Genomic DNA, 18324 nt, shown 5'->3' with positions numbered 1-18324 from the left:
CTCGCTCCGCGAACCCTCCGCTACCACGCGGTCAGCGCCGCGCGGCCGTGGTCGGCGGCGAGGATCCCGAGGAACGCCAAGACGCCGGTGATCGCGAACGCGCCGCCGACGTAGAAGACCGACCCCATGCTCACCTCGACCATCAGCCAGCCGGCGATGAGCGGCCCGGCCACGGAGCCCGGGCGCCACACCAGTTCGCGGATGCCGAAGCTGGAGGCGACGCCGCCGTCGTCGGTCCCCTCGTCGGCGAACAGCGCCATGCTAGCCGGCTCGCGGAAGGAGTCCGCGACGCCGAGCAGCCCGGAGAAGGCGACGAGCGGGAGGTACGCCTGCGGAAGCTCGCCGAGGACCGGCAGCGTCACGCCCGCGCCGAGCGCGCTCCCGACGGCCGCGGAGAAGGGGATCGCGACCGCGACCGCGCCGTAGGCCCCGCCGCCGGCGAAGACGAACAGCGACCGCCCGTAGGCGTCGGAGAGCCGGCCGGTGAACAGCTGACCGACCATGTTGGTCGCCTTCTCGGCGGTGACCGTCACCGCGACCGCGGTCGCGCCGACCGCGAGCCCGCCGGCGGCCAGTTCGGTCCCGGCGTAGATCGGCACCCACGTCCGCACCATCGTCACGGCGAAGGCGTACTGCGCGCGGAACGTCGAGATGGTCAGGATCTTCCGGTTCACCGCGAGGTCGCTAAACGGGAACCCCTCGACCCGCGTGGGGTCCGGGTCGAGGACCCCCCACGTGACGAGCCACGCGGCGACCATCAGCGCCGCGATGATCGCGAACACCGGCCCGAAGCCGACGGCGTCGTAGACCGCGCCCGCGCCGAGCGAGCCCAGTATCGAGGCCCCGAACGAGGCGGCGTTCGCCTTGCCGATCTTGTCGGCCCGCGTCCCGGCGTCGGCGATCTGGCCGACGAGCGAGAGCGTCATCAGCCCCGCGCCGGTGACGACGAGCCCCTGGAGCGCGCGGACGAGGATGAACGTGCCCGAGGTGTCGACGAGCGGGAAGAGGGCGTACACGCCAGCGCCGACGCCGAGGACGCCGAGCAGCACGAGCCGCTTGTCGAACCGGTCGCCCGCCCACGCGAGCGGCACCACGGCGACCGTCTGCGCGAGCGTGAACCCGGTGGTGTACATCCCGATGACGAAGCCGGCGGAGAGCGTGACTCCCAACACCGTCGTCGCCTGCGGGTCCAGGGTGTTGATGTACGTCGGCAGCAGCGTCAGCAGCGTGATGAACCCGAACCCCTCGGCGAACCGGGTGAGGTAGAGCGCCCAGAACTGCGATCGCTTCGCCCCGTCGTTCGCGCCCGCGTTGCTCACACCGGATCCGCGCCGACCGGTTCAAAAGGGGTTACGATTCGAAACGCCGCGCCGGACCACTCCGCTCACATCGTGTCGGCGTACTTGTCCCGGCGGTAGAGGTCGATCTCGTGGGCCGACGAGCCCGGCCGCGACGCCGCGAATGCGATGGCCTCCGCGACCTCCTCGGGTTCGGTGACGCTCCCCGGCTCGAACCGCTCCTCGAACGGCTCGCCCTCCTCGCTGCCGAACTCGGTCCGCACCTCCGAGGGGTTCACGACTGAGACGGCCACGCCGTCGTCGCCGGCCTGCGCCGCGACGCTGTGGGCGAAGCCCCGGATCCACCACTTCGTCGCGGCGTACACGGGGTTGAACGGCCGGGGGAACTCCCCGGCGAAGCTGCCGACCGCGACGAGCGTCCCCTCGCTCTCCCGGAGGTGCGGAAGCGCCTCCCGCGTCAGGAAGAAGGCTCCGTCGACGTTCGTCTCCTGCATCGCGAAGTACTCCTCGTCGGTCATCGTCGCCACGTCGCTCCCGCGGGCGAGCCCCGCGTTGACGACGGCGACGTCGAGACCGCCGAACGTCTCGACCGCGGCCTCGACCGCCGCCGCCGACGTCGCCGACTCGCGCACGTCGCCGGCCGCGACGACCGCCTCGACGCCGTACGCCGAGCGCACGTCCTCCGCGACCGACTCCAGCGCCTCGTGCCGCCGCGCCACGAGGACGAGGTCCGCGCCGCGCTCGGCCAGCGCGTGCGCCGTGGCTTCGCCGATTCCAGAGCTCGCTCCGGTTATCACCGCCGCCGCGCCGTCGAGATCCGTCATGGGTCTGCGATCGGAGAGCGCGGAAATAAAATGTCGCGTCGAGGCGAGGTGAGGCGAGTCACTGCGTCGCCGTTGCTCTTCGGTTCAGGGTACGGGCCGGGCGCGATTTGAACACGCGACCGACGGATTAAGAGTCCGTCGCTCTCCCTAACTGAGCTACCGGCCCACACCGAATCGTACCGCTGTCGAGTTAAAAGACCTTTTCATTCGACGGCGGTCGGTCGGGTCGGATCCGGAAGGCGAAAGCGGCGTCGACTCGCGTGCGCTCAGGCCGACCGATCGGAATACCGAGGGCGGCCGACTCGACGGAGACGACGGCGCGAGGAGCCCGGTCGGTCACACGTTCGGGGCGCACGGATGAACCCGCGCGGACGGTGAGAGCGCACTCGTTAAGTGTCGTGCCGCGGAAATCCCTCCAATGAGTAGTGGGGCATCCGGATCCGCGCGGACCCGATACGCCATCCTCGGCTGTGGAAGCGTCGGTCACGCGGTCGCTGAGGAACTGACCGAGCGCGGGAAGGACGTCCTCATCCTCGACCGCGACGAGAGCCGGGTCGAGGCGCTCCGCGACCAGGACCTCAACGCGCGCGTCCAAGACATCGTCGAGCCGGACGTCGTCGACGAGCTCGACGACCGGGACATCGTCCTGATCCTCGCGAGCGACGTGGAGGCGAACAAGGCCGCGGTCTCCGCGGTCAGGGAGACCGGCGGCGACCACTACGTCGTCGTCCGGGCGTCGGACCCCGTCAGCGAGGACGAGCTGCGCGAGCGCGGCGCGGACGTGGTGATCAACCCCTCGACGGTGATCGCCGACAGCGCGCTCCAGTCGCTGGAGACCGGCGAGCTGGAGTACATGGCGCGCCAGCTCGCGGAGATCATCGAGGACGGGGGCGACCGCATGGCAATCTTAACCCACGACAACCCCGAGCCGGACTCGATCGCGTCCGCCACCGCGCTCCAAGCCATCGCCGAGGCGTTCGGCGTCGACGCCGACATCATCTACTCCGGCGACGTGGGGCACCAAGAGAACCGCGCGTTCGTCAACCTCCTCGGGATCGACCTGCTCGCCCGCGGCGAGGCGCCGGCGCTCTCGGAGTACGCGACCGTCGCGGCCGTCGACCTCGCGAAGGCCGCGGCCGAGGACCTCGACCTCGACGTGTCCGTCGACATCTACCTCGACCACCTGGAGTCCGAGGTGCCGTTCGACGCGCGGTTCGTCGACGTGCGCACCAACGTCTCCTCGACGTCGACGATCCTCACGAAGTACCTCCAGGAGTTCGACCAGTCGCCCTCGGAGGCGGTCGCGACCGCGCTGCTGTACGGGATCCGCGCCGAGACGCTCGACTTCAAGCGCGACACGACGCCGGCCGACCTGACCGCGGCCGCGTACCTCCACCCGTTCGCGAACCACGACACCCTCGAACAGGTGGAGTCGCCGTCGATGAGCCCGGAGACGCTGGACGTGCTCGCGGAGGCGATCCAGAACCGCGAGGTCCAGGGGAGCCACCTCTTCTCGACGGCCGGGTTCATCCGCGACCGCGAGGCGCTCGCGCAGGCGGCCCAGCACCTCCTCAACTTGGAGGGGATCACGACGACGGCCGTGCTGGGCATCGCCGACGAGAAGATCTATCTCGCGGCCCGCTCGAAGGACATCCGGCTGAACATCGGCAACGTCCTCGACGAGGCGTTCTCGGAGATGGGCGACGCCGCGGGCCACTCGACGCAGGGCTCCTTAGAGATCCCGCTCGGCATCTTCACCGGCATCGAGGCGAGCGGCGAGAACCGCGACACGCTCCTCCACCTCACCGAGGAGGCGGTCCGCCGGAAGCTGTTCGACGCGCTCGGCGTCGAGGGCGGCAGCGGCGACGGCTCGAACGGCTCCTGACCTGCCGACTCGGGGCGGGTCGCCCCCGCGCCCCGGCGGGGTCGTTTTCCGGCTCGATCCCGTACCTGTAAACGCCACGCCGCATGTACGTTCCCGAGGACCCGCCGCCGGACTGTCCCGCCTGCGGCGACCCGTACGACTCGGTCTCCCGCCACACCGGCGGGTTCGTGGCGAACCTGCTCGACAACGAGCGCTACCAGCGGGTCTGTTTCTACCCCGCGACCGACGGCGGCGAGCCCGCGTTCGACTGCTATCACCACACGCACGCTCAGGCCGGGACGGACGGCGACTGACCGCGAGGGCGCAGGGCGGCCCCGGCGGTCGCGCCGCGCTCAGAAGTCGTCGCCTTCGGTGATCGAGGTGTACGAGCCGATCAGCGCGCCCGAGAGGTCGACGCCCTCCAGGGTGGCGCCCGTGTCGATCACGGAGTTTCGGACCTCGGAGTCGGTGATCGTCGCGTCCTCGAAGACGACCGCGCGGTCGAGCGTCGAGTCGGTCACCGTCGCGCCCGACATGACGTGGACCACGTCGCCGAGGTCGCTCCCCTCGACGGTCGCGTCGTCGGCGACGAGCGTCCCGCCGTCGAGCGCGTACTCGACCGCGTCGAGGTAGGAGTCGGCGGTGCCGATGTCGAACCACGCGCCGTCGAAGGTGAACGCGTGGACCGCGCCGCGCTGCTGGAGCCACTGGAGGAACCACCCCGGCTCGTCCGGGTTGTTGTCGTCTTCGAGGTAGGTGGTGAGCTTCGGGAGCGTCTCCGCGGGGAACGCGTAGCAGGCGATAGAGACCAGCGTCGACTGCGGGTCGTCGGGCTTCTCCTGGAAGTCGACCACCTCGTCGCCGTCCAGCTGGACGAGCCCGTACGACTTCGCGCGCTCGCGGTCGCCCACGTCGTAGGCCGCCAGCGTCGGCGTCCCCTTGTCCTCGAAGAAGTCGGCGAAGTCGGCGAGGTCGAAGCTGATCATGTTGTCGCCGGCGACGACGATCAGGTCGTCGTCGACGCCCTCGCGGTCGACGAGCTGTTCGAGCGCCCCCACCACGCCGAACTTCTCGTCCTCCTCGACGGTCTCTTCGACCGACAGCGTCGGCTTCTCGAACGGGCTGTCGGCGAGGTACTCGGCGAAGGTGTCGGCGAAGCGCTCGTTCGTCGAGACGAACACCTCGTCGACCCGGTCGTCGGCCTCCAAGTCCTCGAATATCTCGTCGATGACGGTGTTCTCGCCCACCGGCAGGAACATCTTCGGCCGGTGTTCGGTGATCGGCCAGAGTCTGGTCGCGTAGCCACCCGCGAGTACGACGGCTTTCATACCCGCTCCGTCTCACTCCGGTGACATACCTCTTGTGCCCGCGTCATCGGTGGCGTCGCGATCCCGGACGGTTTTGCGCGTCGCCGTCGAAACCCGTCCATGGAGACGACCCGCCAGCGGATCGCCGACGCGCTCCGCGAGGCACCGCGGACCGCGAGCGACCTCGCCGAGACGCTGTCGCTGCCGACGCCGACCGTGTACGAACACCTCGACCACGTCTCGCGGTCGGTCCGAGAGGGGAACGCCGGCGGCGGCGACGCGGACGAGGAGTTCCTCGTCGCGCCGCCGACCTGCCGCGAGTGCGGGTTCGACGGCTTCGACGACCCGGTCAACGAGCCGTCGCGGTGTCCCGAGTGTAAAAGCGAGCGGATCGAGGAGCCGGCGTTCGTGATCCGGTAGGGAGGCTCGCGCGGCTTACAGCTCGTCCAGCAGCGTCGTCGCCGCGTCGGCCGAGGAGCCCGGGCCGCGCGCGGTGATCAGGTCGCCGTCGACCGTGACGCTCGTGTCGGCGTCGAGTTCGGCGTCCCAGTCGGCGCCGGCGAGGACGACCTCGTCTTCGACCCAGTACGGGAGCTTCCGGCCGTCCGGCAGCACGTCGTCCTCGTCGACGATGTCCTCCTCCCACGCGTTCGGGAAGCCGGTCACCGAGCGGCCCTCGACGAGCGGCGTCCCGTCCGCCTCGCGGGTGAACCCGAGGATGCCGACCGCGTGACAGACGACGAGGGCGACGCCGTCGTCGCCCGCGACCGCGTCGAGCAGGAGCTGCCGCGCGTGGCGGTCCTGGTTCACGTCCCAGACGGTCCCGTGGCCGCCGGGGAAGACGACGGCGTCGTAGCCGTCGGCCTCGACCGTCGCGATCGGCTCCGGATCGTTGAGTTCGGGGTGGCTCTCGTCGACCTCGCGAAGCTCCGCGACGCGGTCCTCGCCGCCCGCGGCCTCCGGGTCGAGCGACCGCTCGTCGACGACCGGCGGCGACCCCGAGGGCGTGGCGACGGTCACGTCGACGCCCTCGTTTTCGAGCGTCGTCAGCGGCTCGATACACTCCTCGGCCCAGTACCCCTCCTCGCTCACGACGAACAGCGCGCTGGTCATGTTCGCCTCCCCGTTCGCGGCCGCGACACAAAAGACGCCCGCGCCCGGCAGCGATGAGGGGCGGCGCCGAGTTTATAAACGGCCGCAGCGGTGCGGTCGGCGCGTGCCTGTGAGCGGCCGACAGGCCGCGAGCAGCACGCGCGAGGGAGTCAGTCGCCGGAGCGAAGCGACGGCGACTAACGAGGTTGGGGAGGTGTGAGGCTGCGGTTGCTGCGCGGGGTGGGACTCAAAGGGGCAACCGTGAGGCGGCCGTAGGCGTTCACGAGAGCGAAGCTCTCGTGAGCCAATCAGAACGCGATGCGTTCTGATGACGACGCAAGCACCGCAAGGAGCGAGCAGTGCGAGCGACTGAGGAGCGCAGCGAGCGTGCGACTGAGGAGCGCACCGAGCGTACGGCCGCCTCACGGCTGGGGCTTTGAGGGCGTTCACCACCTAAGCGTAGTCGACTACCTACAAGCGGCTAACCAGAAAATCCGCGGGGTTCACCGCGGTTCCGCTGCGGACGGCTTATTCGTCGCCCTGCGCGTCGACGATCACGACCTCGCCGTCCTCGACGGTGACGTTGATCAGCGTCTTCACGTTGTAGTCGGTGTCGTCGAGCTCGTTCGGGCCGGCCTTCTTGATCACGGCGACGACGTCGACGACCTCCGCGCCGACCTCGTCGGTGAGCGCGTCGAGGATGGCCTTCATCGTGCCGCCCGTCGAGAGCACGTCGTCGAGCACGAGCACGCGGTCGCCCTCCTCGACGTCGTTGATGTACATCTCCGACTCGGAGTAGCCGGTCTCCTGGAACAGCGGGACCTCGCCGTCGAGGCCGTACTGGCGCTTCCGGATGACCACGAGGGGGATATCGGTCATCAAAGAGAGCGCGGTGGAGATGTGGATCCCCATCGCCGCGGGGGTGACGATCTTGTCGACGTTCTCCAGCTCCGCCTTCCGGATGATCCGGATGACGATCTCCCGGAGCAGCTCCGGTTCGAGCATGGGGACGCCGTCGCTGATCGGGTGGACGAAGTACTGGTACTCGCCTTTCTCGATGATCGGCGCGTCGAGGAGCGACTGCCGCAACTGGTCCATGTCGCGGGTACTCGGGCGGATTAATAAAGCGTGGCGGTTACGGGATCGCGGTGGGAGACGATGGCACGGAGGGCGGTATCCGAACGCTCATTCACGGATCGCCGATCGATATGAACACCGCCGAAGCCCCGGCCACGAGGGCTCGGTGCGCTCGTTGCGGTCCTCGGTCGCTCGCGCTGCTCGCTCCCTGCGGTCCTTACGTCGCGCGCCTTCGCCCTCGTGGCCGCCCCTTCGAGACCCGCCCCGCACCGCCCAACACCGCACCTCACGCCTCCCCAGCCTCGTCGACCGGTCTCCGCTTCGCTCCGACCGGTCGGCTCCCTCGCGCGTGCGACTCACGCCCTTCGGGCGCTCGTCGGCACGCGCCACCGAACAGCAGTTCCGACTCGGTCAGTCCTGAATCCGTCTACTCGAACTCCGGCTCGCGCTTCTCCAAGAACGCCCGCATCCCCTCGCGCTGGTCGTGGGTGCCGAACAGGCCGGCCCACGCCCGGCGTTCGAGGGCGTGCCCGGTCGCCGCGGCGCCCTCGCCGGCTGCGTTCAGCGCCTCCTTCGCGGCGCGGAGCGCAGTCGCGGGCTTCGCTGCCAGCTCGCCGGCCAGCTCGTCGATCCGGTCGTCGAACTCCTCGTCGGCGACGACCTCGCCGACGAAGCCCACCTCGGCGGCCTCGGCCGCGTCGATGCGCTCGCCGAGGAAGATCAGCCGGCGGGCCACCTCGTCGCCGACGAGGGGCGGGAGACGCTGGGTGCCGCCCCAGCCCGGGATGATGCCGAGGTCGATCTCGGTCTGCCCGAGGACCGCGCTCTCGGCCGCGACGCGGAGGTCGCAGGCCAAGGCGAGCTCGCAGCCGCCGCCGAAGGCGTACCCGTCGATCGCGGCGACCGTCGGCGCCGGGAACGTCTCGATCGCGTCCGCGACGCGGTGGCCGAGCTCCGCGTACGCCTGCGCCTCCGGCGTCGACATCTCGACCATGTAGGAGATGTCCGCGCCGGCGACGAACGCCTCGTCGCCCGCGCCGGCGATCACTAGGGCGCGCGCGTCGCGGTCGGCCGCCTCGTCCAGCGCGTCCTCGATCGCTTCGAGCGTCTCGACGGTGAGCGCGTTGAGCTGTTCGGGTCGGTCGACGGTGATCGTCGCCACGCCGCGGTCGTCCACGTCGAAGGAGATGGTGTCCCGGCTCATACGGGCCCCGTCGCGCGGCGCCGTGAAAACAATTCGGCAGCCGGATCCGGGACTCAGAGATCGGCGCGGCCGAGCGGTTCCCGGCCCCCGTCAGACTTCTTCGCGGCTGTCGATGCCGGTGTAGATGAACCACGCCGTCGTGTACACGCCGACGAACAGGAGGTAGCCGACGATCAGGCCGCCGAGCTGGCGGCTCGCGAGCCCGTCGGGGAGCGTCCGCGAGAGGATGCCGAGCGCGAGCACGAAGACGACGAGCGAGAACAGCCCCGAAAGGGCGTACACGCCGAGGTCAGAGGTGAGGCGATCGCGCACGCTCCCACCAACGAGGTCCCGTTACATACCCCCATCGGTCGCGCGTCGGTCCGCCCCGTGGCGGGTCGTCGACCGCCGCGAGTCGTCGACCGTCGCGGGTTGGCAGCGACCGCGGCTTGGCAGCGACCGCGACCCGTTGCGCGGATTGCAACCCCTATATGCCCCCGGCCACACGTACCGGTATGAACGGGAACCGGTTCGGCCGACTCTTCCAGCTGACGACCTACGGCGAGAGCCACGGCGACGCGATGGGCGTCACCGTCTCCGGCGTGCCGGCGGGCGTCGAGCTCGACGAGGAGGCCATCCAGGCGCAGCTCGACCGGCGCAAGCCGGGCCAGTCGATGATCACTACCTCGCGCGGCGAGCCCGACGAGGTCGTCGTCAACTCCGGCGTCCAGGACGGCTACACCACCGGGACGCCGATCGGCATGGTGATCCAGAACAAGGACGCGCGCTCGGGGAAGTACGAGCCGTACGTCACGGCCCCGCGGCCCTCGCACGGCGACTACACCTACTCGGCGAAGTTCGGCACGCGCAACTGGGGCGGTGGCGGCCGCTCATCCGCCCGGGAGACGGTGAACTGGGTCGCGGCCGGCGCGGTCGCGGAACAGGTCCTCGACGCCTCCGAGTACGACGTGGAGATCAAAGGCCACGTCAACCGGATCGGCGACGTCGAGGCGGACCCGGTGAGCTTCGAGCAGCTGCTCGAACGCAGCGAGGAGAACGACGTGCGCTGCGCCGACCCGGACGCGGCCGCCGAGATGCAGGAGCTGATCGAGGAGTACCAGGAGCAGGGCGACTCCATCGGCGGCTCCATCTACTTCGAGTGCCGCGGCGTCCCGCGCGGGCTCGGCGCGCCGCGCTTCGACGGCTTCCCGAGCCGGCTCGGGCAGGCGATGTTCTCAATCCCGGCGACCACGGGCGTCGAGTTCGGGCTCGGGAAAGGCGCCGTCGACGTGACCGGCAGCGAGCGCAACGAGGACTGGACGTTCGACGACGGCGAGTCGTTCGAGCACGTCGAGAGCGACGAGGGCGACCCGGTCCCCATCGGCAACGACCACGGCGGCCTCCAGGGCGGGATCACGACCGGCGAGCCGATCTACGGCGAGGCGACGTGGCACGCCCCAACGTCGATCCCGAAGAAGCAGCGCTCCGCCGACTGGGAGACGGGCGAGGAAAAGGAGATCCAGGTCGTCGGCCGCCACGACCCGGTCCTCCCGCCGCGGGCCGTCCCCGTCGTCGAGGCGATGCTGTACTGTACCGTCCTCGACTTCATGCTGCTCGCCGGCCGGATCAACCCCGACCGCGTCGACGGGAACCCCGGCCAGTACGACACGGAGTACCACCCGAGCAGCCCGCGAAACGAGTAACGGTCGATTGGCCGGCTCCGCGGACCGGTCCGCCTCGCCGACCGGCCCGCCTATTCTCCCGGCGACCACTCGCAGGCGTTCCCCGCGACGAGTTCGTTCTCGTCGACGTGCGCGGACAGGCACGCGTAGTTACAGAAGTAGGTCGGCGAGCCGCACCCGTCGTCGCAGTCGCGCACGCAGACCGGGTCGTGGTCGAAGATCCGCGAGCCGCAGTACGCGCACGGTTCGTCGGCGTCGGGGGTGGACACGGTCGTCGACATGTCTGGAGACGGGGGACGCAGGACCGAAAAGGCGTCGCGCGTCGGACGGCTCACACCACGACGACGGCGTCGACGACGACGAGCAGCACGAAGCCGACGAGGAAGGCGCCGGTCGCTGCGTCGGCGTGGCCGTGCCCGTGCGAGGAGGGGATCAGCTCCCGGAAGACGACCGCGAGCATCGCCCCGGCGGCGAAGCCGGAGGCGATCGGGAACAGCCCCGCGGCGACCGAGACGAGCGTGAACCCGAAGACGGAGGCGACGACCTGCGGTACTACCCCCGACAGCGTCGTGTACCAGAGCACGCGGGCGTTCGACATGCCGGTGTCCGCCATCGGCACGGCGAAGGCGAACCCGTCGGGCACGTTCTGGAGCCCGATCACGACCGCCAGCAGCAGCGCCACCTCCTCTAACCCGGAGGCGAACGCGACGCCGATAGCGAGCCCCTCGGGGGCGTTGTGGAGCGTGATCGCCCCGCCGATGAGCAGCGCCTTCCGGAGCGTCACCTCGCGGGCGGCCGCGTCGGCGTCGGCCGCATCGCCGGCGGCCTCGTCGACGGCGCCCTCGTCGACGGCGTCCTCGTCGTCATCGCCGGCGGTCGTCCCGCCTCCCTCGCCCGTCCGCATCGACTCGGCGTCGTCGCCCGTCGCGCCGCCCTCCGGGAGCCACTCGCGGTACCGCGCGTGGAGGTGCGGGACGGCGTAGTTCCCGCCGAGGAGCGCGATCCCCCCGAGGAACACCCCGATCATCACCGCGGAGAGGGTGCCCTCCTCCAGCCCGGGAACGATCAGGCCGAAGACGCTGGCGGCGACCATCAGCCCCGCTGCGAGGCCGAGCGCCGCGTCGTACACCCGGTGCGTGACGCGGGCCCGGAAGAAGACGGGCAGCGCGCCCAGTCCCGTCGCGAGCCCCGCGACGGTGGTGATTCCCAGGAGGGCCGGCAGCGTTGTCATGGGCGCCGGTTCCGCGCCCGACGATATAAAAACGGGCGACCGAGTCGACGCCCCTGTCGACACGGTTCCTATCGGACTACGATCCCGCGGAGGTCGCCGCCGTACGCCCAGCCCGCGACGAGAAGCGTCGCCACCGCGCTCGCCGGGAGGACCGAGAACCACCCGGCGGTCGTCCCAACGCCGAAGCGCACGCCCAGCCCCGCCGCGACCCACAGCGTCGCGGCCGCCGCGAGCACGAGGAGCCCGCCCGTGACACGGCGGTCCTCGCGGCCGAGCGCGATCCCGCTCGTGGCGCTCCCCGCCGCGAGCAGGTGGAACCCGAGCGCGAGCGGCCACGCCCGGATCGACGGCGGGAGCGTCGCGAACGGCCGCGGCTGGTCGAGGAAGTACGCCCACACCGGGTAGCCGCCGAGCCCCGCGCCGTCGCCGCCGAGCGTCACGAACCCCCAGAGGCTCACCAGCGTCGGCGCGCCGTCGCCGGGGACGACCGCCATGGGAATCGCGAGCAGCGCGGCGACGAGGAGCCACTCGACGCGGCCGCTGGTCGGCGACGAGCCCCTCTCCGATCGCGGCGAGGAGCGTCGAGACGTCGGTTCCGCCGCCGAGCGCGACGCGCCGTCCGAACTCTCCATACGACGGGTTCGACGCCCGAGAGTAAGTATGGTCGGGACCTCGCTGGCCCGGGGGGTTTTACTGCCGTCGGCTGGACCGACCGACTATGCCAGCCCTCCGCTCGATCCGACCGGCAGTCGGTGGCGTCGCGAGGAATCCCGTCCTCGTCGCCGTCTCGGCGCTGTTTGCGCTCGCGCAGTTTCCCGACCTCTTCGTGCGGCCGACCGCGAGCCCGGAGCTCTCGGCCGCGGTCTCCGCGCTTACCTTCGGCGTGCTGATCCTCGTCGTCCCCTTCTTTCAAGGCGGCCTGCTCGCCATGGCCGACGAGGCGCTCGACGGCCGGACAGGCGTCGCGACGCTCGTCACCGCGGGACGCGACTACTATCTACCGCTGCTCGTCGCCTACCTCGCACTATTGGGCGTGAGCCTCGCGTTCGGGTTCTTGCTCGTCGTCGGGACCGTCCTCGGCATCGCCGGGAGCGTCTTCGGCGGGCCCGCCGGGTTCGTTCGGGTCCCTGCCGAGGACGTCACGCTCGTCGCGGTGCTCGGGATCATCGCCGTCGGCCTGTTCGGCGCGTACCTGCTCGTCACCTTCTTCCTCCAGTTCTACGCGCACGCGGTCGTCATCGACGGCGCCGAACTCGTCGCCGCGTTCCGCCACAGCGTCCGGCTCGTACGGTCGGACCTCGGGGCCGCGTTCCTGTACACGGCCCTCCTCGCCGCCGTCGGCGGGGCGTTCGGACTCCTCGTCGCCGCTGCGTCGCTGACGGTCGCGCCGCCGCCCGCGATGGAGACGGCGCCGGCGTGGGTGCCGACGGTCGAGGTCGGCGCGCTCGAGACTCTCGGCCTCGGGTTCGGCGTGGTGGCGGTCACCGGCCTCCTCGGCGCGCTCTGGGCGACATACTCCGTGGCGTTCTACCGTGCCCTCGCGGAGCGGACGCCCGCGAGGGGGCGTCAGGCGTAACCCGTCCCCGCCCGTACCGCGCGTGTGAACACGAACGACGGCGGCCATCACGACGCGGCGGTCGACGCGCTGGCGGCCCGCGAGTACGAGCGCGCGGGAAACCGCTACACTCGCGGGGGACGGCGCGTGCTCGCGGACCCACGCCCGGATACCGATCCCTTCGAGCCGGACGAGAAGGGATGGATCGGCCAGGGGCTCCAGCAGCTGCTCGCGGCGGCGGTCGCGTACCGCGTCGCGGGCGTCGGCGAGCGCGCCCGGCGGCGCGCGGCCGAGGGGATCGCCGCGGCGCGCGACTTCGAGTCGGTCCTCGCCGAGCCGGGACAGGCGGCCTGCCTCGCGGAATTCGTCGCCGACTTCCGCGCCGCGGGCGGGCTGGGCGGCGCCGAGGAGGCGTACGACGACGCGGCCGAGCGGTACGCGGCCGCCGGCGACGCGGTCGACTCCCCGCAGGCGCTAGCGACGACGCCGCTGTTCGAGGCCGCGGTCGCGACGATCAAGCAGGTCGCGCGGGGGCAGGCGGACGGCGAGATCGCGATCAAGTGGGAGGACATCCACGGGAGCGACCCGGGCCGGGCCGGCGAATTCCTCGCGCACCGCGCCCGATTCAAGAAGCAGCGGTTCCCCGGGCTAATCGAGCGCGCGGTCGACGACGGTCACCTCGCCGCCCCGCGGGGGACGACCGAGTACAACAACGACACCCACCGCTGCCCGAACTGCGGGTCGACCCACGTGAACTGGGCGGGGACGGGGATCCTCTGTCTGCGCTGTTCGACGCCGACGGCGGAGAAGTAACACGCGGCGAGCGCGCCGTCAGCCCAGCAGGCTCTCGCCGTCGAACTCGTCGTCGGCCTCGACGTCCATCAGGTCGAGGATCGTGGGCGTCACGTCGAAGAGGTTCGCGCCGGACAGGTCGAGGTCGGGATCCGTCGAGTACAGCAGCGAGTTCTCGAACTTGTGCATCCCGTTGCGCGGGCCCTCGGTGAAGACGGCCTCCTTGCCGGAGAAGCCGGACTTGAGGTCGAAGCCGTCCGCGGGGATGACGACGAGGTCGGGCGCGATGCCGTCGTGGGCGCCGTCGAAGACGGTCTCGCCTTTCACGATCCGGCGGCACACCTGTCGGCCGTCGGGGCCGGTGAGCGATTCGAGGTCGTCGATGAGCGCCTCACGGGTCGCCTCGTACTCGGGCTCGGGGACGACGCCGTTCGGCTCGCGGCCCTCTACGTTGAGGTAGAAGCGGCCGGGGATGAGCGAGTACGCGCGCGTCTCGTCGTCGATGTCGGTCAAGGCTTCGTGGTCGTCGCCCGCGTAGGAGAGCCACCCCTCGTCGGCGAGGAACTGGTTACAGTTCACCTCCCATTCCAGCCGGGTGAACCCGTGGTCGGAGGCGACGATCAGGGTGGTGTCGTCGTCGAGCGAGTCGCGGATCTCGCCGATGTAGCCGTCGAGCTTGCGGTAGAACTCGAGGAACTCCTCTTTGTACTCGCCGTCGGTCGCGTAGTCGCCGAACAGGAAGTGGTTGACGCGGTCCGTGCTCATGAACACGCCGAAGAAGAGGTCCCAGTCGTCCTGGTCGAGGTAGTGGGCGAAGGCGTCGTGGCGGGCGTCGAGCGTGGCGTGCGCGTTCTCGATGAACTCCGTCTTGTCGTCGTCGTGGCCCAGCTTCGCGTTCACGTCGATCCGGTAGTCGAACCCGTCGAGCGTCTCGCGCACCGCGTCGTCGCTCGCGGCCGACTCCAGGTCGGGCGAGAGGAACCCGGAGACCATCCGCTGGACCCGCGTCGACGGCGGGAAGGTGACGGGGACGTTGAGGACGGTCGCGTCGCGCCCGGCGTCGGTGACGCGGTCCCACAGGCGGGTCGCCTTCACGTGGCGCCCGAGCGGGACGTACGTCTCGTAGGAGTCGACCTCGCGGTCCTGGAAGCCGTACACGCCCGTCGCGCCGGGGTTCTTCCCGGTCGTGAGGCTCGGCCAGCACGCGCTCGACTCGGGCGGGACGATGCTCTCCAAGCGCCCCCCGGAACCGGTCTCGGCGATGTCGGTCAGGTTCTCGAAGACGTCGGGGTGCTCCTCGACGAGGTCGAGCGGTACGCCGTCGATCCCGAGGAAGACGACGCGCTCGTCGTCGTCGCCGCGGAGCCGGTCGAACAGACCCATGGGCGACGGTTCCGGGGCGGCCGGCATATCCCTTGTGTTCCGCGGGACCCCGGCGGCGGCCGCCGACCGCGGGACCGACTCGCGGGCGACCGCGATTCAGAAAGCCTATTCGTCTCGGCGGCGACTGCTACGGCGTATGAGCGACGACTTCCCGGCGAGCGTCGACGTCGATTACACCGACGGCGAGGGGGAAACTCCGGACGACTACCCGTCGATCCAGCACAAAATCGAGAAGGCGGTCGAGGTCACCCGCCGCGGGCTCGAACAGTACGACAACCCCGCGGTGATGTGGACCGGCGGGAAAGACTCCACGCTGACGCTGTACTTCATCAACCAGGTCGCCGAGGAGTACGGCTACGAGAAGCCGACCGCCGTCTTCATCGACCACTTCCAGCACTTCGATTCGATCACCGACTTCGTCGAGCACTGGGCCGACGAGTGGGAGATCGACCTCGTGTACGCCCGCAACGAGGACGTGGGCGCCTACGTCGAGGAACACGGCCTCGAACCGGGCGACGACATCCCCGTCGACGCGCTCTCGGAGCACAACCAGCACCACATCCGGGAGATCCTGGAGTTCGAGGAGGACTCGTTCCCGTTCCTGCTCGACACGTACGTCGGCAACCACCTGCTGAAGACGGTCGCGCTCAACGACGCCTTGGAGGAACACGACATCGACGGCGTCATCTCCGGCGTCCGCTGGGACGAACAGGAGGCCCGCGCCGACGAGACGTTCTTCTCGCCGCGGCACGACCCCGACCTGTTCCCGCCGCACGACCGCATCCAGCCCATCCTCCAGTTCGCCGAGGCCGACGTGTGGGAGGCGTTCTGGAACTTCGTGGTGCCGGACACGGTCGAGGCGTTCCCCGACGAGGGGTACATCCCGCAGGCCGACGACGACCTCCCCGAAGGCGTTACCCAGGAGGACATTCCGATCTCGCCGAAGTACTTCGCCGGGTTCCGCTCGCTGGGCAGCGAGGTCTCGACAGAGAAGACGACCGAGGAGCCCGCGTGGCTCCAGAACCTCGAGGACACGACCGAGCGCGCCGGCCGCGCCCAGGACAAGGAGGACCTGATGGAGCGCCTGCGCGACCTCGGCTACATGTGATCGCCGCCGGGGCGTAACCCCCGACCGACCCTTTTTGCCGCAGCGGATCCCTCGTCTTCGATCAGCGTCGGCGACCGTCGTCGCCCGCCTCGCCGGCCGACGCGGTGAAGCCGACCTCGCGGAGCCGCTCCGCGAGCGGCAGCCCGATCCCCGACGCCGGCGTCAACACGCCGCCGTCGAACGGGGAGTCGACCTCGTCGCGCGCCAGGCAGACCGCCGACTCGCCGAGCATCCGCGCCGTCGCGCCGTAGCCCGGATCGCGGTCGGCGCCGACCGCGGCCTCGACGGTGAACGGTCCGTCCGCCGCCGTCCCGCGTCCGAGGACGCGGATCCGGAAGTGGCCTGCCTCGGCCTCCTCCCGCGTCGGCCCCTCGCCCGGGTCGGGGAAGACGTACCGGCGGAGCGCGGAACGCAGCGGCCCGACGGACATCGCGGCCGTGAACAGGCCGAGCCCGCCGGCGACGGCGCCCGCGGTCGCCGCGCCCAGCACCCCATCGCCGGTCGGAATCACCTCCGAACACCGGAACTCGCGCCCCCACGGGTACCCGAGGAGCGCGTTGCTCCGGCGCACCACCCGCTCGTTCACCGCGGCCATCGGCGACGGCGCCGTCCACTCGCCCCGCAGCGCGTCCCGCCGCGGCCACCGCTGTGCGCCCGGGTCGACGCCGCTCCGCTCGCCGCGCGGCGCCAGCGAGTAGGGGTTGCGGAGCGTCTCCCGCGCGAGCGGGTCGGTCGCGGCCGCCTCGAACAGCTCGCCCGCGCTCGCGAGCGTGCCGCCGCTGACGCTCCCGCTGCCGCCGTCGAGGTAGATCCGGACCGCCTCGCAGGGGGCGCCGTGCGCTTCGCGCGCGTGCGACTGCGAGAGCAGGGTGCCGAGGTCCGCCGGGACCGAGTCGAACCCGCAGCTGTGGACGATCCTAGCGTCGGCGTCGACCGCCGCCTCGTGGAAGCGGTCCACGGTCTCGCGCACCCAGTTCACCTCGCCGGTGAGGTCGCAGTAGTCCGTGCCGGTCTCGACGCAGGCCTCGACCAGCGGCGTCCCGAGGCGGGTGTACGGGCCAACCGTCGTACACACCACCTCCGCGCCTCGGGCGACCGCGCGCAGGCTCTCGGGGTCGGTCGCGTCGCCCACGACGACGGCCACGTCGTCCCGCGCGTCGCTGCGACGGACGAGGTCGTCGACGAGCGCGTCGAGCTTCGCCCGGTTCCGTCCGCCGACGGCCAGCGAGAGCTCGTCGGGGCCGTACCGCTCGGCGAGGTACTCGGCCGTGAACCGCCCGGCGACCCCGGTCGCGCCCCACACCACGACGTCGTGCGTCGGCTCGGCGTCAGTCATTCGGTGGCGCTAGGGGGCGGCGTCGGTAAACTGGTGCGGTACCGCGTGGCGACCGCCGACGATCAGGGCGTCACGAGCTCTGACACGCGCTACCTCTTTAACGCCGGGGCCGTACACAGTGATATGGCCGTTGGCACTCGGTTGTCACTACAGCTCGCCGACTTCGGTACCCGCTCGCTCGTCACGCACAGCCTGATGGTGTTGGGGTTCATCGGGGCAGTATACACGGGGCTGTTCGTCGAGGGACAGATCGGCACCGTCTCGATGGCGGCGTTCATCAACTTCACCGCCGGGCTGTGGATCTCGCAGTCGATCCACTCGCTCGGCAACGCCGCGACCGACGACGAGTATCAGGGCGTCCTCAAGGAGATATTGAACCGTGTCTAGCGAACCCGGGATCGACACCGCCCGATTCGGGCGGATCCTCGCGCTCGTCGGCTTCGTCACGACCGTCTTCCTGTTCCTGACGGCGCAGCGGCTGTCCGGGGACGCGTTCCAGATCGGCGCGGTCGCCATCGGGATGGTGGGGCTCATCACCGCCATCATCGGCTTCCTCGTCGCCGCCGGCAGCGCCGTGGACGCGTCCTGACCG

At 70.6% G+C, this 18324-nt stretch carries 21 protein-coding genes and 1 tRNA gene; 9 read left to right on the top strand and 13 right to left on the bottom strand.

Annotation, left to right across the window (positions count from 1 at the left end):
- Positions 1 to 20 precede the first annotated feature (20 nt).
- From DVK05_RS04885 to DVK05_RS04875, 3 genes are all read right to left on the bottom strand, one after another.
- A complete protein-coding gene (locus DVK05_RS04885) occupies positions 21 to 1319 on the bottom strand; it encodes an MFS transporter (protein WP_121562263.1) in 1299 nt (432 codons plus the stop codon).
- Between the two features lie 65 nt (positions 1320 to 1384).
- Positions 1385 to 2122 carry an SDR family oxidoreductase gene (locus DVK05_RS04880; RefSeq protein ID WP_121562262.1) on the bottom strand — a complete coding sequence of 246 codons (738 nt, stop codon included), beginning with the start codon at positions 2120 to 2122 and terminating at the stop codon, positions 1385 to 1387.
- A gap of 92 nt (positions 2123 to 2214) precedes the next feature.
- Positions 2215 to 2288: transfer RNA gene (locus tag DVK05_RS04875), tRNA-Lys, on the bottom strand.
- 252 nt (positions 2289 to 2540) lie between these two features.
- On the opposite strand from DVK05_RS04875, the gene DVK05_RS04870 reads away from it, so the two are divergent.
- Both DVK05_RS04870 and DVK05_RS04865 read left to right on the top strand, forming a co-directional pair.
- Entirely contained in the window at positions 2541 to 4007 is a 1467-nt protein-coding gene (locus DVK05_RS04870; RefSeq protein WP_121562261.1) for a DHH family phosphoesterase, read from the top strand.
- Between the two features lie 83 nt (positions 4008 to 4090).
- Positions 4091 to 4300, top strand: coding sequence for a hypothetical protein (locus tag DVK05_RS04865; RefSeq protein WP_121562260.1), 210 nt, complete (start codon positions 4091 to 4093; stop codon positions 4298 to 4300).
- A gap of 39 nt (positions 4301 to 4339) precedes the next feature.
- Here DVK05_RS04865 and DVK05_RS04860 read toward each other — a convergent pair whose 3' ends face one another.
- Positions 4340 to 5314: a sugar phosphate nucleotidyltransferase gene (locus DVK05_RS04860; RefSeq protein ID WP_121562259.1), complete on the bottom strand. Its 975-nt coding sequence runs from the start codon at positions 5312 to 5314 to the stop codon at positions 4340 to 4342.
- Between the two features lie 99 nt (positions 5315 to 5413).
- On the opposite strand from DVK05_RS04860, the gene DVK05_RS04855 reads away from it, so the two are divergent.
- Positions 5414 to 5713, top strand: a complete 300-nt coding sequence (locus DVK05_RS04855; protein ID WP_121562258.1) for a transcriptional regulator — start codon at positions 5414 to 5416, stop codon at positions 5711 to 5713.
- Between the two features lie 15 nt (positions 5714 to 5728).
- On the opposite strand, the gene DVK05_RS04850 is transcribed toward DVK05_RS04855, so the two are convergent.
- The 4 genes from DVK05_RS04850 to DVK05_RS04835 form a co-directional block, all read right to left on the bottom strand.
- Complete coding sequence (locus DVK05_RS04850; RefSeq protein WP_121562257.1) at positions 5729 to 6406, bottom strand: DJ-1/PfpI family protein; 678 nt, start codon at positions 6404 to 6406, stop codon at positions 5729 to 5731.
- 507 nt (positions 6407 to 6913) lie between these two features.
- Positions 6914 to 7483: a hypoxanthine/guanine phosphoribosyltransferase gene (hpt, locus tag DVK05_RS04845; RefSeq protein ID WP_006628363.1), complete on the bottom strand. Its 570-nt coding sequence runs from the start codon at positions 7481 to 7483 to the stop codon at positions 6914 to 6916.
- A gap of 406 nt (positions 7484 to 7889) precedes the next feature.
- Entirely contained in the window at positions 7890 to 8666 is a 777-nt protein-coding gene (locus DVK05_RS04840) for an enoyl-CoA hydratase/isomerase family protein (RefSeq protein ID WP_121562256.1), read from the bottom strand.
- Between the two features lie 90 nt (positions 8667 to 8756).
- Positions 8757 to 8978 (bottom strand): hypothetical protein, encoded by a 222-nt coding sequence (locus DVK05_RS04835; protein ID WP_092921938.1) that lies wholly within the window; start codon positions 8976 to 8978, stop codon positions 8757 to 8759.
- A 182-nt stretch (positions 8979 to 9160) separates the two neighbouring features.
- On the opposite strand from DVK05_RS04835, the gene aroC reads away from it, so the two are divergent.
- Positions 9161 to 10348 carry a chorismate synthase gene (gene aroC / locus DVK05_RS04830; RefSeq protein WP_121562255.1) on the top strand — a complete coding sequence of 396 codons (1188 nt, stop codon included), beginning with the start codon at positions 9161 to 9163 and terminating at the stop codon, positions 10346 to 10348.
- A gap of 50 nt (positions 10349 to 10398) precedes the next feature.
- Here the strand turns inward: aroC and DVK05_RS04825 are convergent, their stop codons facing one another.
- The 3 genes from DVK05_RS04825 to DVK05_RS04815 all read right to left on the bottom strand — a co-directional run bounded on the left by DVK05_RS04825 (position 10399) and on the right by DVK05_RS04815 (position 12190).
- On the bottom strand, positions 10399 to 10608 hold the full coding sequence (locus tag DVK05_RS04825) for a hypothetical protein (protein WP_121562254.1): 210 nt from the start codon (positions 10606 to 10608) through the stop codon (positions 10399 to 10401).
- Positions 10609 to 10658: 50 nt separating this feature from the next.
- Positions 10659 to 11558, bottom strand: coding sequence for a ZIP family metal transporter (locus DVK05_RS04820; RefSeq protein ID WP_121562253.1), 900 nt, complete (start codon positions 11556 to 11558; stop codon positions 10659 to 10661).
- 68 nt (positions 11559 to 11626) lie between these two features.
- Positions 11627 to 12190 carry a TIGR04206 family protein gene (locus DVK05_RS04815; RefSeq protein ID WP_121562252.1) on the bottom strand — a complete coding sequence of 188 codons (564 nt, stop codon included), beginning with the start codon at positions 12188 to 12190 and terminating at the stop codon, positions 11627 to 11629.
- 86 nt (positions 12191 to 12276) lie between these two features.
- On the opposite strand from DVK05_RS04815, the gene DVK05_RS04810 reads away from it, so the two are divergent.
- Positions 12277 to 13134, top strand: a complete 858-nt coding sequence (locus DVK05_RS04810) for a hypothetical protein (RefSeq protein ID WP_121562251.1) — start codon at positions 12277 to 12279, stop codon at positions 13132 to 13134.
- Between the two features lie 24 nt (positions 13135 to 13158).
- On the top strand, positions 13159 to 13926 hold the full coding sequence (locus DVK05_RS04805) for a hypothetical protein (RefSeq protein ID WP_121562250.1): 768 nt from the start codon (positions 13159 to 13161) through the stop codon (positions 13924 to 13926).
- Between the two features lie 18 nt (positions 13927 to 13944).
- Here DVK05_RS04805 and DVK05_RS04800 read toward each other — a convergent pair whose 3' ends face one another.
- Positions 13945 to 15288 carry an alkaline phosphatase family protein gene (locus DVK05_RS04800; protein ID WP_121562249.1) on the bottom strand — a complete coding sequence of 448 codons (1344 nt, stop codon included), beginning with the start codon at positions 15286 to 15288 and terminating at the stop codon, positions 13945 to 13947.
- A gap of 136 nt (positions 15289 to 15424) precedes the next feature.
- On the opposite strand from DVK05_RS04800, the gene DVK05_RS04795 reads away from it, so the two are divergent.
- Positions 15425 to 16396 (top strand): phosphoadenosine phosphosulfate reductase family protein, encoded by a 972-nt coding sequence (locus DVK05_RS04795; RefSeq protein ID WP_121562248.1) that lies wholly within the window; start codon positions 15425 to 15427, stop codon positions 16394 to 16396.
- Positions 16397 to 16457: 61 nt separating this feature from the next.
- Here DVK05_RS04795 and DVK05_RS04790 read toward each other — a convergent pair whose 3' ends face one another.
- The gene (locus tag DVK05_RS04790; protein WP_121562247.1) at positions 16458 to 17732 is read right to left on the bottom strand and encodes a trans-acting enoyl reductase family protein; all 1275 of its coding nucleotides are present in this window, start codon (positions 17730 to 17732) and stop codon (positions 16458 to 16460) included.
- Positions 17733 to 17855: 123 nt separating this feature from the next.
- On the opposite strand from DVK05_RS04790, the gene DVK05_RS04785 reads away from it, so the two are divergent.
- Entirely contained in the window at positions 17856 to 18119 is a 264-nt protein-coding gene (locus DVK05_RS04785) for a hypothetical protein (RefSeq protein WP_121562458.1), read from the top strand.
- Entirely contained in the window at positions 18112 to 18321 is a 210-nt protein-coding gene (locus tag DVK05_RS04780; RefSeq protein WP_053772031.1) for a hypothetical protein, read from the top strand. The genes DVK05_RS04785 and DVK05_RS04780 overlap by 8 nt, the downstream gene beginning before the upstream one ends.
- The last annotated feature ends 3 nt before the right edge of the window (positions 18322 to 18324 follow it).

Origin of the sequence: Halorubrum sp. Atlit-8R (assembly GCF_003666025.1) — an archaeon.
Classification (GTDB): Archaea; Halobacteriota; Halobacteria; order Halobacteriales; family Haloferacaceae; genus Halorubrum; species Halorubrum salinarum.
This window is presented reverse-complemented; position numbering and strand designations above follow the sequence as displayed.